Annotated in this window: 14 protein-coding genes; 12 read left to right on the top strand and 2 right to left on the bottom strand. The window is 61.8% G+C overall.

Going from position 1 to position 13,554, the window contains the following annotated elements; translation table 11 throughout:
* Positions 1 to 11 precede the first annotated feature (11 nt).
* Genes KAK11_RS15735 through fdx form a run of 6 tightly spaced genes read left to right on the top strand, consistent with a single transcriptional unit; the run spans position 12 to position 4,776 of the window.
* Complete coding sequence (locus KAK11_RS15735) at positions 12 to 1,232, top strand: IscS subfamily cysteine desulfurase (protein WP_210810180.1); 1,221 nt, start codon at positions 12 to 14, stop codon at positions 1,230 to 1,232.
* A gap of 15 nt (positions 1,233 to 1,247) precedes the next feature.
* The gene (gene iscU, locus KAK11_RS15730; RefSeq protein WP_210810179.1) at positions 1,248 to 1,643 is read left to right on the top strand and encodes a Fe-S cluster assembly scaffold IscU; all 396 of its coding nucleotides are present in this window, start codon (positions 1,248 to 1,250) and stop codon (positions 1,641 to 1,643) included.
* A gap of 5 nt (positions 1,644 to 1,648) precedes the next feature.
* Entirely contained in the window at positions 1,649 to 1,972 is a 324-nt protein-coding gene (iscA, locus tag KAK11_RS15725) for an iron-sulfur cluster assembly protein IscA (RefSeq protein ID WP_210810178.1), read from the top strand.
* Positions 1,973 to 2,030: 58 nt separating this feature from the next.
* The gene (gene hscB / locus KAK11_RS15720) at positions 2,031 to 2,549 is read left to right on the top strand and encodes a Fe-S protein assembly co-chaperone HscB (RefSeq protein ID WP_210810177.1); all 519 of its coding nucleotides are present in this window, start codon (positions 2,031 to 2,033) and stop codon (positions 2,547 to 2,549) included.
* Between the two features lie 6 nt (positions 2,550 to 2,555).
* On the top strand, positions 2,556 to 4,424 hold the full coding sequence (gene hscA, locus KAK11_RS15715; RefSeq protein WP_210810176.1) for a Fe-S protein assembly chaperone HscA: 1,869 nt from the start codon (positions 2,556 to 2,558) through the stop codon (positions 4,422 to 4,424).
* 13 nt (positions 4,425 to 4,437) lie between these two features.
* Positions 4,438 to 4,776, top strand: coding sequence for an ISC system 2Fe-2S type ferredoxin (gene fdx / locus KAK11_RS15710; protein ID WP_210810175.1), 339 nt, complete (start codon positions 4,438 to 4,440; stop codon positions 4,774 to 4,776).
* Positions 4,777 to 4,795: 19 nt separating this feature from the next.
* On the opposite strand, the gene KAK11_RS15705 is transcribed toward fdx, so the two are convergent.
* Positions 4,796 to 5,071 carry a hypothetical protein gene (locus KAK11_RS15705; protein WP_210810174.1) on the bottom strand — a complete coding sequence of 92 codons (276 nt, stop codon included), beginning with the start codon at positions 5,069 to 5,071 and terminating at the stop codon, positions 4,796 to 4,798.
* A gap of 175 nt (positions 5,072 to 5,246) precedes the next feature.
* Here KAK11_RS15705 and tsaD point away from each other — a divergent pair, with 175 nt between their 5' ends.
* Positions 5,247 to 6,293 carry a tRNA (adenosine(37)-N6)-threonylcarbamoyltransferase complex transferase subunit TsaD gene (gene tsaD, locus KAK11_RS15700; RefSeq protein ID WP_210810173.1) on the top strand — a complete coding sequence of 349 codons (1,047 nt, stop codon included), beginning with the start codon at positions 5,247 to 5,249 and terminating at the stop codon, positions 6,291 to 6,293.
* A 105-nt stretch (positions 6,294 to 6,398) separates the two neighbouring features.
* A complete protein-coding gene (locus KAK11_RS15695; RefSeq protein WP_210810172.1) occupies positions 6,399 to 7,688 on the top strand; it encodes a branched-chain amino acid ABC transporter substrate-binding protein in 1,290 nt (429 codons plus the stop codon).
* Positions 7,689 to 7,748: 60 nt separating this feature from the next.
* Here KAK11_RS15695 and KAK11_RS15690 read toward each other — a convergent pair whose 3' ends face one another.
* Complete coding sequence (locus KAK11_RS15690; protein ID WP_210810171.1) at positions 7,749 to 8,648, bottom strand: zinc metalloprotease; 900 nt, start codon at positions 8,646 to 8,648, stop codon at positions 7,749 to 7,751.
* Between the two features lie 368 nt (positions 8,649 to 9,016).
* Between KAK11_RS15690 and rpsO the strand changes: the two genes are divergently transcribed.
* The 4 genes from rpsO to tpiA all read left to right on the top strand — a co-directional run bounded on the left by rpsO (position 9,017) and on the right by tpiA (position 13,547).
* Complete coding sequence (rpsO, locus tag KAK11_RS15685) at positions 9,017 to 9,280, top strand: 30S ribosomal protein S15 (protein ID WP_375140695.1); 264 nt, start codon at positions 9,017 to 9,019, stop codon at positions 9,278 to 9,280.
* A 219-nt stretch (positions 9,281 to 9,499) separates the two neighbouring features.
* Positions 9,500 to 11,776, top strand: coding sequence for a polyribonucleotide nucleotidyltransferase (gene pnp, locus KAK11_RS15680; protein WP_210810169.1), 2,277 nt, complete (start codon positions 9,500 to 9,502; stop codon positions 11,774 to 11,776).
* A gap of 17 nt (positions 11,777 to 11,793) precedes the next feature.
* On the top strand, positions 11,794 to 12,780 hold the full coding sequence (locus KAK11_RS15675; RefSeq protein ID WP_210810168.1) for an NAD(P)H-quinone oxidoreductase: 987 nt from the start codon (positions 11,794 to 11,796) through the stop codon (positions 12,778 to 12,780).
* Between the two features lie 26 nt (positions 12,781 to 12,806).
* The gene (gene tpiA, locus KAK11_RS15670; protein WP_210810167.1) at positions 12,807 to 13,547 is read left to right on the top strand and encodes a triose-phosphate isomerase; all 741 of its coding nucleotides are present in this window, start codon (positions 12,807 to 12,809) and stop codon (positions 13,545 to 13,547) included.
* The last annotated feature ends 7 nt before the right edge of the window (positions 13,548 to 13,554 follow it).

Genomic DNA, 13,554 nt, shown 5'->3' with positions numbered 1-13,554 from the left:
CGAGCTTTGCTATGGACATGACCCCGCATTTCCCCATCTACATGGATTACGGTGCCACCACGCCGGTGGACCCTCGCGTTGTTGACGTGATGGTGCCGTGGTTGCGAGAGCACTTTGGCAACCCTGCATCCCGCAGCCACGCGTGGGGCTGGGAGGCCGAAGAGGCGGTTGAGAAGGCGCGCCAACAGGTCGCGGACCTGATCGGCGCTGACCCTCGCGAGATTGTGTGGACCTCCGGTGCGACCGAGTCCAACAACTTGGCCATCAAGGGCGCGGCGAATTTCTATGCCAGCAAGGGCAAGCATCTGATCACGGTGAAGACCGAGCACAAAGCCGTACTTGACACCATGCGTGAGCTGGAGCGTCAGGGCTTTGAGGTCACCTACCTTGATGTTCAGGCGGATGGTTTGCTGGACTTCGACGCCTTCAAGGCGGCCATTCGCCCGGACACCATCTTGGCGTCGGTCATGTTTGTCAACAACGAGATCGGCGTCATCCAAGACGTGGTCGCGCTGGGGCAACTCTGCCGTGAGCGTGGGGTGATCTTTCACGTCGATGCCGCACAGGCGACGGGTAAGGTCGAGATCGACATGAAGAACTTGCCCATCGACCTGATGAGCTTGGCCTCGCACAAGACCTATGGCCCCAAGGGCATTGGCGCACTGTATGTACGCCGCAAGCCGCGAGTGCGCCTGGAGGCGCAGATGCACGGCGGAGGCCATGAGCGCGGCCTGCGTTCGGGCACCTTGCCCACTCACCAGTGCATTGGCATGGGCGAGGCTTTCCGCATCGCCAAGGAAGAGATGGCCACCGAGCATGTCCGCATCAAAGCCTTGCACGAGCGCTTGGTCAAGGGCTTGTCGGAGATCGAGCAGACCTTCATCAATGGTGACTTGACCCGTCGGGTGCCCCACAACCTGAATATCTCGTTCAACTATGTGGAAGGCGAGTCGCTCATCATGGGCGTGAAGGGTTTGGCGGTGTCCTCAGGCTCGGCCTGTACGTCCGCCAGCCTGGAGCCCAGCTACGTGTTGCGCGCTTTGGGCCGCAGCGATGAACTCGCGCACTCCTCGCTGCGCATGACGATTGGCCGCTTCACGACGGAAGAGGAGATTGACTACGCCATTGCCACGCTCAAGGAGCGGGTGGCCAAGCTGCGTGAGCTGTCTCCGCTGTGGGATATGTACAAGGATGGCATCGATCTCTCGACCATCCAATGGGCCGCACATTGAATCTGGAGAACACACATGGCATACAGCGACAAGGTGATTGATCACTACGAGAACCCCCGCAATGTGGGCGCTTTCGAAAAAGGTGACGACGACGTAGGCACTGGCATGGTCGGTGCACCAGCCTGTGGCGACGTGATGAAGCTGCAGATCAAGGTCAACCCGGCGACCGGCTTGATCGAAGACGCACGCTTCAAGACCTATGGTTGCGGCTCGGCCATTGCATCGAGCTCCTTGGTGACCGAATGGGTCAAGGGCAAGTCCTTGGATCAAGCGCTTGAGATCAAGAACACGCAGATCGCCGAAGAGCTGGCCCTGCCGCCGGTCAAGATTCACTGCTCGATCTTGGCCGAAGACGCCATCAAGGCGGCTGTGGATGACTACAAGTCGCGCCACAACACGCAAGCGAGCTGATCGTCATGGCTGTCACCCTGACTGAAGCAGCGGCACGGCATGTGACGCGCTATTTGGCCCGACGTGGCAAGGGCGTGGGCGTGCGCCTGGGTGTGAAGACCACAGGCTGCTCCGGCTTGGCCTACAAGCTGGAGTACGCCGACGATGTCACGCCCGATGACGTGGTGTTCGAAGGACACGGTGTCAAGGTGTTGATTGACCCCAAGAGCCTGCCTTACTTGGACGGCACCGAGCTGGACTTCGTGCGTGAAGGCCTGAATGAAGGCTTCAAGTTTCACAACCCGCGTGAGAAAGATCGTTGCGGTTGCGGCGAATCATTCCGGGTATGAGCCTGTGGCATGAGCCACCGCACCCTGCGAGGTGCGGGCTGGCCCGGCCCTGATGGGTATGAACCTCCAAGACGACGACTTCACACTGCTGGGCCTGCCCCAGCAGTTTGCGCTTGATAGGGCGCTGCTCGACCAACAGTGGCGTGCACTGCAGGGGCAGGTGCATCCAGACCGGTTTGCCAGCCAAGGCGCAGCCGCACAGCGCGTGGCCATGCAATGGGCCGTGCGTGTCAACGAAGCCTACCAGCGCCTGCGTGACCCTCAGAGCCGAGCCCAGTATCTCTGCGAGTTGCGAGGGGCTCCCGTGAATGCCGAGAGCAACACGGCCATGCCAGGTGCCTTCTTGATGCAGCAGATGGCTTGGCGTGAGGCGCTGGAGGAGGCCCGCACCCAAGCCGAAGTCGAGGCCCTGGATGACACCGTGAGCCAGGCTGAGCGCGCGGTGTTGGCGGATCTGGCCCGGCTCTTGGATGAAGAAGGCGATGCCCCCGCCGCCGCCCAGCAGGTGCGCGCCCTGATGTTTGTGAACCGCTTCCGTGCTGACCTTGGCCGTCGGCTGGAAGCCTTTGAAGTTTGATGCCCTATGGCTTTGTTGCAGATTTCTGAACCAGGCCAAGCGCCGGACCCTCACCAGCGCCGGATTGCGGTGGGCATTGACTTGGGCACTACCAACTCCTTGGTGGCCTCGCTGCGCCACGGTGTGGCGGAATGCTTGCCCGATGGGGAAGGGCGCTTGATGCTGCCGTCGGTTGTGCGCTACCTGGAAGGGCAGGGCCGCCAGATTGGCTGGCAGGCTGCTGCGGCGCAAGCCGAGGACCCTGAGAACACCATCGTCTCGGTGAAGCGCTTCATGGGCCGTCGGGTGGCTGATGTGGCGCATCGCGACAAATTGCCCTATGCCTTTGTGGACCAACCCGGCATGTTGGCGCTGCAAACTCGCCAGGGCTTGAAGACGCCGGTGGAAGTGTCCGCCGAGATCCTGGCCACCCTGCGCTTTCGCGCTGAAGACACCTTTAACGACGACCTCTATGGCGCGGTGATCACCGTGCCAGCCTATTTCGACGATGCGCAGCGCCAAGCCACCAAAGATGCCGCGCAACTGGCCGGGTTGAATGTGCTTCGCCTGATCAACGAGCCTACAGCCGCAGCGGTGGCGTATGGCCTAGACAATGGCAGCGAAGGCCTCTACGCCGTCTATGACCTGGGCGGCGGCACGTTCGACATCTCTTTGCTGCGCCTCTCCAAAGGTGTTTTTGAGGTGGTGGCCACCGGCGGCGATGCGTCGCTGGGTGGTGATGATTTTGACCATGCCTTGGCCGACTGGGCGGTGGCCAGCGCCGGCCTGAGCATTCAATCACCGCAGGATCAGCGCTCATTGCTGGTGGCCGCCAGGGCCGCCAAAGAAGCCCTGAGCCTCGGCCACCCAGTCACATTGACCGCGACGCTGTCTTCGGGCGCCGTCTCTTTGCCCCTGAGCCAAGAGGTTTTTGACGGCCTGACCAAACCTTTGGTGGATCGCACGCTGTCGGCGGTCCGCAAAGTGCTGCGTGATGCCAAGGTGCAGCGCGACGAGGTTCAAGGTGTCGTCATGGTCGGCGGCTCGACTCGGCTGTCTGCCGTGCAAGCGGCGGTGGGCCAGTTTTTCGGTCGCCCCCCGCTGACCAATGTGAATCCGGATGAGGTGGTGGCGATTGGTGCCGCCATTCAGGCAAATGCCTTGGCGGGCAATGCGACCAATGGGGAACTGCTGCTCTTGGATGTGATCCCGCTGTCTTTGGGCTTGGAGACCATGGGCGGCTTGGTGGAGCGCGTGATTGAGCGCAACACCACCATCCCGGTCGCGAAGGCCCAAGACTTTACGACCTTCAAAGACGGCCAAACGGCGATGGCCGTGCACGTGGTGCAGGGTGAGCGCGAGCTGATCAGCGATTGCCGTTCATTGGCGCGCTTTGAGCTGCGCGGTATCCCGCCCATGGTGGCTGGGGCGGCTCGCATCCGGGTGACCTTCCAAGTCGATGCCGACGGCCTGCTGAGCGTCAATGCCAAGGAGTTGACGTCAGGCGTGGAGGCTGCCGTGCAAGTGAAGCCGAGCTATGGCTTGGCGGATGATGACATTGCCCGCATGTTGAAAGACGGCTTCAGCAGCGCTGAAGAAGACATGCAGGCGCGTGGGCTGCGAGAGGCGGCTGTGGAGGCGGAGCGCATGAGCTTGGCCACCCGCGCAGCGCTGGCTGCAGATGGTGACTTGCTGGACGAGCAAGAACGCCAGTCCATCGAGGCGCTGCTGCAGGCCTTGAGCCGCACTGCGGCCGAAGCCCGCGGCCTAGACGGCGCCCAAAAGATTAACGATGCGGTGGAAGCTTTGGCGCAAGGCACGGAAGCCTTTGCCGCTGCCCGCATGAACCGTGGCATCCAAGCAGCGCTGACTGGGCGCCGCCTGGACGCGCTCTGAAAAGGTTGACCCCATGCCAGTGATCAAGATATTGCCGCACGCTGAGTTGTGCCCCCAGGGCGACGAAATTGAAGCACCCGCTGGAACCTCGATTTGCGAGGCCTTGGTCGAGAACGGCATTGCGCTGGAACACGCTTGCGAGATGAGTTGCGCCTGCACGACCTGCCATGTGGTGGTCAAGCAAGGCCTGAGCTCGCTGGGCGAGATCGACGAAATCGAAGAAGACCTGTTGGACAAGGCTTGGGGCCTGACCCCCAGCTCTCGTTTGGCCTGTCAGGCCATCTTGAGTGACGCGGATGTGTTGATCGAGATTCCCAAATACACGATCAACCACGCCCGAGAGCGCCACTGAGCGCAGGCCTGGCGGGATGTCAGGCGCGCACCACCCGCCACCATTGGCGCAGGCGTGCCAGCGTTGGGCGCGGCCAGCGGGTTTCTGTGCGGTGGCAGGGCCGGGTGTCGAGCAGGTGCTTCTCTTTGAGAAAATGCAGCAGTGAGCGCACTTCGTGGCGCGACAGGCCGCTGCCACGCACGAGCTCGGCCTCCGTGATGTGACGCTGCGAGAGGTCGCTCAGCATGCGCCGGTAGCCAATCTGACGGAATGCCGCTGGCAGGTCTGGCCAGGCGGTCAACTTAAACTCATTCATGGTCCCAACGATCCCTATGTATTTCTGTGACTGCGTGAGGTTCTGTTGCTGACCTCATCCTGCAGAGCATATCCTCTGAACGGCTCCATCGCGCTTGGGGAAGACCTGCTTGATCGTGACCATTTGTTCCAAAGTGGGGGCGCTGCGGCAGCCCCAACTGCCACAGGGAGGCTGCATGATTGTTTTGGGCATTGAGTCCTCTTGTGATGAGACGGGGGTGGCTGTGGTGGCTCGGCAGTCTGATGGCTTGCCGCGTCTGTTGGGCGACGCCTTGTACAGCCAAGTCAAGATGCACGAAGCCTATGGTGGCGTAGTGCCTGAGTTGGCCTCGCGCGACCATATTCGGCGGGTCATTCCTCTGGCCCGGCAAGCGCTGTCGCAGGCGCAGTTCACCCTGTCCGACGTGGATGTTGTGGCGTTCACTCGTGGGCCTGGCTTGGCGGGCGCTTTGCTGGTGGGGGCTGGGGCTGCGTGTGCCATCGCGGCAGCCTTGGATAAGCCCACCATCGGTATTCACCACTTAGAAGGGCATTTGCTGTCGCCGTTTTTATCGGCTGATCCCCCCCGCTTTCCCTTTGTGGCCTTGCTGGTGTCCGGTGGCCACACGCAACTGATGCGGGTCGACGGGGTAGGGCAGTACAGTCTCTTGGGCGAAACCATCGACGATGCGGCCGGCGAGGCTTTTGACAAGTCGGCCAAACTGCTCGGCTTGGGCTACCCTGGCGGGCCGGCCTTGGCGCGCTTGGCGACTCAAGGCGACCCGGCGGCGTTTGAGCTGCCCAGGCCGCTGCTGCATCAGCGCAATGCGGATTTTTCGTTCGCCGGATTGAAGACAGCGGTCATGACGGCGCTCAAGCGCCTGGGCGATGACCCCACGCTGCAGCAGCGCGCGGACTTGGCCGCCAGCACTCAAGCCGCCATTGTGGAGGTCTTGGTGACCAAAGCCGTTCGGGCGGTGAAGGCCGCTGGCCTGACCCGCCTGGTGGTGGCAGGTGGCGTGGGCGCCAATTCAGAGCTGCGTCGTCAGCTCAATGCAGCGGCCCAGAAACGGGCTTGGCAGGTGCATTACCCAGAACTCGCGCTTTGCACGGACAACGGCGCCATGATTGCGATGGCCGCCGCCATGCGGCTGGACGCAGGCCTTGCGGCCCCTCAGCCTGACTACGGCTTTGATGTCAAGCCGCGCTGGCCGCTGAGTGAGGCCCTCAGAGCCGAGACCTGAGCATTGTGGGGGGATGCGTGCTGGTCCCGGTGACTCACTCTTAAAATGAACAGCAAGAGTGCCGCTGAGGAGTCAGCGGCATTTTGTTTTGAGGGTACTTTTGACATGAACCGCACTGCATTTTCTCGACGTTCTTGTTTGGCTGCGGCCGCCGCAGGTTTAGCCCTGCCGGGCTGGGCCTCCGCCAATGCTGAGCCAATCCGCCTTGCATTGATCGAAGGGCTCTCTGGCCCGTTCGCCAACGCGGGTGAAGCCGTTTGGCGCAACTTGCTGTGGGCGACCGAGCGCGTCAATGCTCGGGGTGGCGTGCGCCTGCCGGGTGGCAACAGGCCCCTGAACTTGGTTCGGTTTGACAGCAAAGGCAACACCGACGAGGCCTTGGCGCAGCTCAAAGGCGCCACAGACCAGCGCATCTCGGTCATCCTGCAGGGCAATAGTTCGGCGATTGCGGGGGCCCTGATTGACGCCTTGAACAAGCACAACGAGCGCGAGCCCAGCCGGAGAGCTTTGTTCCTGAACTACTCCGCGGTGGAGCCTGCGCTCACCAATGAGCGCTGCAGCTTTTGGCACTTCCGCTTTGATGCCCATGCCGACATGCGCTTGGCGGCACTGACCGAGGTGATGAAGAGCGACACCCGCACGCAGAAGGTCTATCTGATCGGCCAAGACTACAGTTTCGGTCAGCATGTGGTGAAGCAGGCGCGGGCCATGTTGGCAGCGAAACGCCCAGATATCGAGATCGTCGGCGAAGAGCTGCACCCGATGGGGCGCGTCAAGGACTTCTTGCCTTATGCCAACAAAATTCGCGCCAGTGGCGCGCAAGCCGTGGTCACCGGCAACTGGGGCAATGATTTGACCTTGCTGGTCAAGGCCGTTCGAGACCTGGGCTTGCCGGTGAAGTTCTACACCTTTTACGGCAACGCGTTGGGTGTGCCGGCAGCTATCGGCGAAGCTGGTGTGGGCTCAGTCATGGCGGTGGCAGAGTGGCACCCCAATGCGGGTGGCAAGGCGTCGGATCACTTCGTCAAGCAGTTCCGCCAGCGCTTCCCTGACCCCAAGGACGACTACTTGCATGCGCGCATGCAATCTGCCGTGGAGATGGTGGTCGCAGCCATGGAGAAGGCCCGCAGCACGGAGGCCGGGGCCGTCGCAAGAGCCTTGGAGGGCATGAGCTACGATGGCCGCGCCTTAGGGGGCATTCACTCCGGCGTGATGCGCATGCAAGACCACCAGTTGCAGCAACCGCTTTATGTCAGCGTGATGGACAAGGCGGGCAAAGACGGCGTGGCCTTTGATGTCGAGGGGTCCGGCTTTGGGTTCCGCAGCGTGCGCCGTTTCGAGCCTGCTGAGCTGAGCATGCCCAGCACTTGCCGTATGGTGCGGCCCGCAGCCTGACGGAAAAAAGCCGCCCGACTGATGTGGGGCGGCTGGCTCAGGCCCAAGGCCTGACAGGGATCAGCGGCTGCTCAGGCGCAGTGCCGGTGTGCGGTACTGCTGATGCATCTGGTCCATGCGGGTGACTTGGCCGGCGGTGAACTGGTTCATGCAGCTGTCGTCGGTGTAGTCCATGAAGTTGGTGATGGGGTCCAGACCCGCGCCGGTGCAGGTGTCACGGCCGACTGGGCAACCATAGGCCGCAGATTTTTCTGCAGCGGTGTCCGTCACGGAGTCACCGGGATTCGCGCAGCCACCTTGGAAGGTGTGATAGAGGCCCAGCCAGTGGCCCACTTCATGGGTGCCTGTGTCGCCTTCGTTGTAGGGCGCGGCGGTGCCGCCAGGGACGCTGGAGAATTTGACCACCACACCGTCCTGGGTCGGTGCGCCCGCATAACTGCTCGGGAAGGTGGCCCAACCCAACAGGCCGAGACCAGGATTGGCCGAGTAGAGATTCAGGGTTTCGGGGCCGCCTTTGCGCAGGGCGGTCTTCGCAGCCTTCTCTGCTTTGGTGCCGGGCGTCATCTTGAACCAGGTCGAGTTAGTAGTCCGATCAACCCCCACCAGCTGGAAAACGAACGGGGTGCTGGAATAGGCGGCGTTCAAAACAGCGATCTGGTCGTCAATCTGCGACTGCGGGATATCACCGTTGGCGATGCCGGTGCCCTTGCGGATGACATGAAACCACACCGGGATGGTGACGCTGCCGACGGCGCGCTGAACTTCAACCCCGCGCGCCATGCGCATATTGCGGAAGGCGCTGAGGCGCTCGTCAATGGCAGCACGCTCGGCCGGCTCGGGGGCGACTGTGTGGCAGCGGTGGCTCAGGATATCGTCCTTGGCCGCAAATACCGTTGAAGCAGAGGCGAGGCCGGCGACGGCCACCATCACGGTGCAGAGCTTGCTAGAAAACTGTTTCATGGGTTGAACTCAAAATGTGAGGTTTATCTGGGCCGCCCCCTTTTCAGGAGGTCGACGTAATTTGGCAGCGCCGACTTTAGTGCGCCTCTCCCCCGACGGGGGGGCGGGAAACTACCCGACCACCCACACCCTAGGGGTCTGCAGCTTAGGGGTGTGGATGCCCTCTTGATCGTGCTTTGGAGTGCAGGGGTGCTTTGGGTTAGAATCCAGTGGTTTTGTCCAAATCAAGGCGACTTGAAGGGGGCAAACCAAGCACGACATGGGTCGGTTTCACCCGTGATCGCAAGTCGAAACAGGAAACCGCAGCGCAGTACAACGCTTTAAGTACATGGCGGCGGGGACCATTTATAAAGGAAATCGCCATGACCATGGCTGCTACCAAGAAGGCCGAGATTGTTCAGGCCCACGCCCGCGGCGCTGCTGACACGGGTTCTCCCGAAGTCCAAGTGGCTTTGCTGACCGCTCGCATCAACGAGCTGACCCCCCACTTCAAGCTGCACCTCAAGGACCACCACGGTCGTCGCGGTCTGCTGAAGATGGTTAACCAGCGCAAGCGCCTGCTGTCCTACCTCAAGGGCAAGGATGCTGACCGCTACACCGCTTTGATTCAAAAGCTGGGTCTGCGCAAGTAATTCTGCGCACATGGAAAAGAGCCTGTCTGGAGGATTCGCCAGTACAGGCTCTTTGTCTTTTCTTTTGTCGTTTTGGAGCAGATTGCCACGGGGCATTGCTGTGTCATTCCAAAGGTGTATCGCACACGATGTGCCTCTGGAATGGCATCCCGCCCGCAGCTGTCTGATCCCGGTTTTGACGCCGCCGACACCGCGCGTCTTCTTCACCGAAAGTGATCTATGAGCATGTTCAACAAAGTCACCAAGACCTTCCAATGGGGCCCCCATCAGGTCACCATGGAAACGGGCGAAATCGCTCGCCAATCCACCGGCGCCGTGCTGGTCAATATCGAAGACACTGTGGTCCTGGCGACCGTGGTCGCGAAGTCTGACGCCAAGGCTGGCCAAGACTTCTTCCCGCTGACGGTCGACTACATCGAGAAGACCTATGCCGCCGGCAAGATCCCGGGCAGCTTCTTCAAGCGCGAAGGCCGCCCCAGCGAGCTGGAAACCCTGACCAGCCGTTTGATCGACCGTCCCATCCGCCCGCTGTTCCCCGAAGGCTTCTTCAACGAGGTGCAGGTCGTGGTGCATGTGCTGAGTTTGAACCCTGAAGTTCAGGCCGATATCGCCGCCATGATCGCCACCAGCGCCGCTTTGTCGGTGTCGGGCATCCCCTTCAATGGTCCGATTGGCGCAGCCCGCGTGGCCTATATCAACGGCGAGTATGTGCTGAACCCGGGCAAGACCCAGTTGGCCGACTCTCAGATGGACTTGGTCGTGGCGGGTACGGAAGCCGCTGTGCTGATGGTGGAGTCTGAAGCCAACCAACTGTCCGAAGAAGTCATGTTGGGTGCAGTGGTCTTTGGCCACGATCAAGGCAAGATCGCCATCAACGCCATTCATGAGCTGGTCCGTGACGCAGGCAAGCCGGCCTGGAACTGGCAAGCGCCGGCCAAGGACGAGCCTTTCATCGCCAAGGTCACGGCGTTGGCGGAGCCCGCTCTGCGCGCGGCTTACCAAATTCGCTCCAAGCAAGCTCGCACGCAAGCTTGCCGCGAGGCCTACGCCAGCGTCAAAGCTGCTTTGACGGCTGAAGGCGCCTCGTTCGATGGCGTGGAAGTCGACGGTTTGCTGTTTGAAATCGAAGCCCGCATCGTGCGCAGCCAAATCCTGGCTGGTGAGCCCCGCATCGACGGCCGAGACACCCGCACCGTGCGTGCCATCGAGATCCGCAACAGCGTGCTGCCACGTGTGCACGGCTCGGCCTTGTTCACCCGCGGTGAAACTCAGGCCTTGGTCGCTGCCACCCTGGGCACCGACCGTGATGCGCAGAAGATTGACGCGCTGGCGGGTGAGTTCAGCGAGGCCTTCATGTTGCACTACAACATGCCTCCGTTCGCCACCGGTGAAACCGGCCGCGTGGGCTCGCCCAAGCGCCGCGAAATCGGTCACGGCCGTTTGGCCAAGCGCGCTTTGGTCGCCGTGTTGCCGAACAAGGAAGACTTCCCCTACTCGATGCGAGTGGTCTCCGAGATCACCGAATCGAACGGCTCGTCCTCGATGGCTTCGGTCTGCGGTGGCTGCCTGGCCTTGATGGACGCTGGCGTGCCCCTGAAGGCGCACGTTGCGGGTATCGCCATGGGCTTGATCAAGGATGGCAATCGCTTTGCGGTGCTGACCGACATCCTGGGCGACGAAGATCACTTGGGCGACATGGACTTCAAGGTGGCCGGTACCACGTCGGGTATCACGGCACTGCAGATGGACATCAAGATCCAAGGCATCACCAAGGAAATCATGCAGGTGGCACTGGCTCAGGCCAAGGAAGCCCGCATGCACATCTTGGGCAAGATGGTCGAAGCCATGGGTGAATCCAAGACGGAAGTCTCGCAGTTCGCCCCGCGCCTCTACACCATGAAGATCAACCCGGAGAAGATCCGTGACGTGATCGGTAAGGGTGGCGCCACCATCCGTGCGCTGACCGAAGAAACCGGTACGCAGATCAACATCGAGGAAGACGGCACCATCACCATCGCTTCGACCGATGGCGAAAAGGCGGCTTACGCCAAAAAGCGCATTGAAGAGATCACCGCAGAAGCGGAAATCGGCAAGGTCTATGAAGGCCCGGTCACCAAGATTTTGGACTTCGGTGCCTTGGTCAACATCCTGCCCGGCAAGGACGGCCTGCTGCACATCAGCCAGATCGCCCACCAGCGCGTTGAGAAGGTCACCGACTTCCTGACCGAAGGACAGATCGTCAAGGTCAAGGTGTTGGAGACCGACGAGAAGGGTCGTATCAAGCTGTCTCTGAAAGCCTTGCTGGATCGTCCTGAAGGCATGGAAGAAGAGACCCGCAGCGAGCGTCCACGTCGCGACTATGGCGACCGCGGTGATCGCGGTGGCCGTGGCGGCGACCGTGGTGATCGTCCTCGTCGCGAGCGTGCCGAGCAAGCTCCTCGGGATGCTGACACCGCTGGCGACCAAGGCGAGCAGCAACAGCAACAGCAGCAGTAAACCAGGAGTCACCGCCGATGCGCGCCATTGCTATCTCTCAGCCGGGTGGACCTGAGGTTCTGGTGGAATGCCGGCGCCCTGATCCTGTTGCGGCTGCGGGAGAAGTCTTGGTGCGCGTCTGCGCCTCCGGTGTCAATCGGCCGGATGTGCTGCAGCGCAAGGGCGCGTATCCGCCACCCGCCGGTGCGTCTGACTTGCCGGGTCTGGAGATCGCGGGCGTCGTGGTCTCGGGCGATGCCGAGGCCATGGCCGCCGCCGGCTTGGCGGTGGGGGACCGCGTTTGTGCCTTGGTGGCGGGCGGTGGCTATGCTGAACTGTGCGTGGCACCGATTGCGCAATGTCTGCCTGTGCCCCGAGGCCTGTCGGATGTTGAGGCGGCCTCGCTGCCGGAGACCTTCTTCACGGTCTGGTCCAACGTCTTCGTCAGAGGTGGGTTGCAGGCCGGTGAAACCTTGTTGGTGCAAGGTGGCGCCAGTGGCATCGGTGTGACGGCCATTCAGTTGGCCAAGGCCTGGGGCGCTCGTGTCCTGGTGACAGCAGGCTCGGATGACAAATGCCAAGCCTGCGTGGCGCTGGGGGCCGATGCTGCCATCAATTACCGGACGGCCGATTTTGCGGCAGAGGTTATGCGGTTGACCGACGGCCGCGGTGCGGATGTGATCCTGGACATGGTGGCGGGCGACTATGTCGGGCGCGAAGTGTCGTGCCTGGCCGACGATGGCCGCCTCGTGATCATCGCGGTTCAAGGTGGCGTGCGCTCAGAATTCAACGCCGGTGAAGTTCTGCGTCGGCGTCTGACGATCACGGGCTCAACGCTGCGGCCTCGGCCCGTCAGTTTCAAAGCGTCCATTGCGGCAGCCCTGCGTGAAAAGGTGTGGCCTCTGATCGAGGCCGGGCGCATCAAGCCCGTGATTGAGCGGACTTTTCCGGCGGCGCAGGCCTGCGATGCTCATGCCTTGATGGAAGCCAGCCAGCACGTCGGCAAGATCGTTTTGCAGTGGTGAAACAACAGAGATTTGAGGAAGAAAACATGCGACGCAAACTCGTGGTCGGGAACTGGAAGATGCATGGCAGCCGCGCAGCGAATGCGGAGTTGTTGGCAGGCATCACCCAGGCGCGACCCTTCGATTGCGATGTGGCGGTATGCGTCCCATACCCCTATTTGGCGGACACGGCTGTGTCTTTGGCCACCAGCGACCTCCGCTGGGGGGCGCAGGATTGTTCCGCGCACGAGCAAGGGGCCTACACCGGCGAAGTGTCGGTGGGCATGTTGGCCGAGTTTGGCTGCCGCTATGTGATCGTCGGCCATTCGGAGCGCCGCGGTTATCACGCGGAGAGCGATCAGTTGGTGGCCGACAAAGCCAAGGCAGCGCTCGCGCGGGGTGTCACGCCCATCGTCTGCGTGGGTGAAACCCTGGCTCAGCGGGAGGCCGGTGAGACCGATGCGGTGGTGAAGCGGCAACTGTCCGCCGTGATTCACACCTTGGGCCATTGTGTGGGCGAAATGATCGTGGCGTATGAGCCTGTTTGGGCCATCGGCACGGGCCGCACCGCCACGCCCGAGCAGGCGCAAGCGGTGCACGCCTTGTTGCGGGCTCAATTGCAAGCGGCGACGCCGAAGGCGGAGTCCATGGTGCTGTTGTACGGCGGCAGTGTGAAGCCAGATAACGCAGCCAGCTTGTTTGGGCAAAAAGACATTGATGGCGGCCTGATTGGCGGAGCGGCTTTGAAGGCGGCTGACTTTGTGGCGATCTGCCGCGCCGCCAAATAAGCGAATA

It is taken from the genome of Ideonella paludis (genome assembly GCF_018069865.1).
Lineage (GTDB): Bacteria > Pseudomonadota > Gammaproteobacteria > Burkholderiales > Burkholderiaceae_C > Ideonella > Ideonella paludis.
This window is presented reverse-complemented; position numbering and strand designations above follow the sequence as displayed.

Bases quoted from the DNA above. Each gene is read 5' to 3' on its own strand.
- KAK11_RS15735 (WP_210810180.1), top strand. From the start codon at position 12: ATGGACATGACCCCGCATTTCCCCATCTACATGGATTACGGTGCCACC.
- iscU (WP_210810179.1), top strand. From the start codon at position 1,248: ATGGCATACAGCGACAAGGTGATTGATCACTACGAGAACCCCCGCAAT.
- iscA (WP_210810178.1), top strand. From the start codon at position 1,649: ATGGCTGTCACCCTGACTGAAGCAGCGGCACGGCATGTGACGCGCTAT.
- hscB (WP_210810177.1), top strand. From the start codon at position 2,031: ATGAACCTCCAAGACGACGACTTCACACTGCTGGGCCTGCCCCAGCAG.
- hscA (WP_210810176.1), top strand. From the start codon at position 2,556: ATGGCTTTGTTGCAGATTTCTGAACCAGGCCAAGCGCCGGACCCTCAC.
- fdx (WP_210810175.1), top strand. From the start codon at position 4,438: ATGCCAGTGATCAAGATATTGCCGCACGCTGAGTTGTGCCCCCAGGGC.
- KAK11_RS15705 (WP_210810174.1), bottom strand. From the start codon at position 5,071: ATGAATGAGTTTAAGTTGACCGCCTGGCCAGACCTGCCAGCGGCATTC.
- tsaD (WP_210810173.1), top strand. From the start codon at position 5,247: ATGATTGTTTTGGGCATTGAGTCCTCTTGTGATGAGACGGGGGTGGCT.
- KAK11_RS15695 (WP_210810172.1), top strand. From the start codon at position 6,399: ATGAACCGCACTGCATTTTCTCGACGTTCTTGTTTGGCTGCGGCCGCC.
- KAK11_RS15690 (WP_210810171.1), bottom strand. From the start codon at position 8,648: ATGAAACAGTTTTCTAGCAAGCTCTGCACCGTGATGGTGGCCGTCGCC.
- rpsO (WP_375140695.1), top strand. From the start codon at position 9,017: ATGGCTGCTACCAAGAAGGCCGAGATTGTTCAGGCCCACGCCCGCGGC.
- pnp (WP_210810169.1), top strand. From the start codon at position 9,500: ATGAGCATGTTCAACAAAGTCACCAAGACCTTCCAATGGGGCCCCCAT.
- KAK11_RS15675 (WP_210810168.1), top strand. From the start codon at position 11,794: ATGCGCGCCATTGCTATCTCTCAGCCGGGTGGACCTGAGGTTCTGGTG.
- tpiA (WP_210810167.1), top strand. From the start codon at position 12,807: ATGCGACGCAAACTCGTGGTCGGGAACTGGAAGATGCATGGCAGCCGC.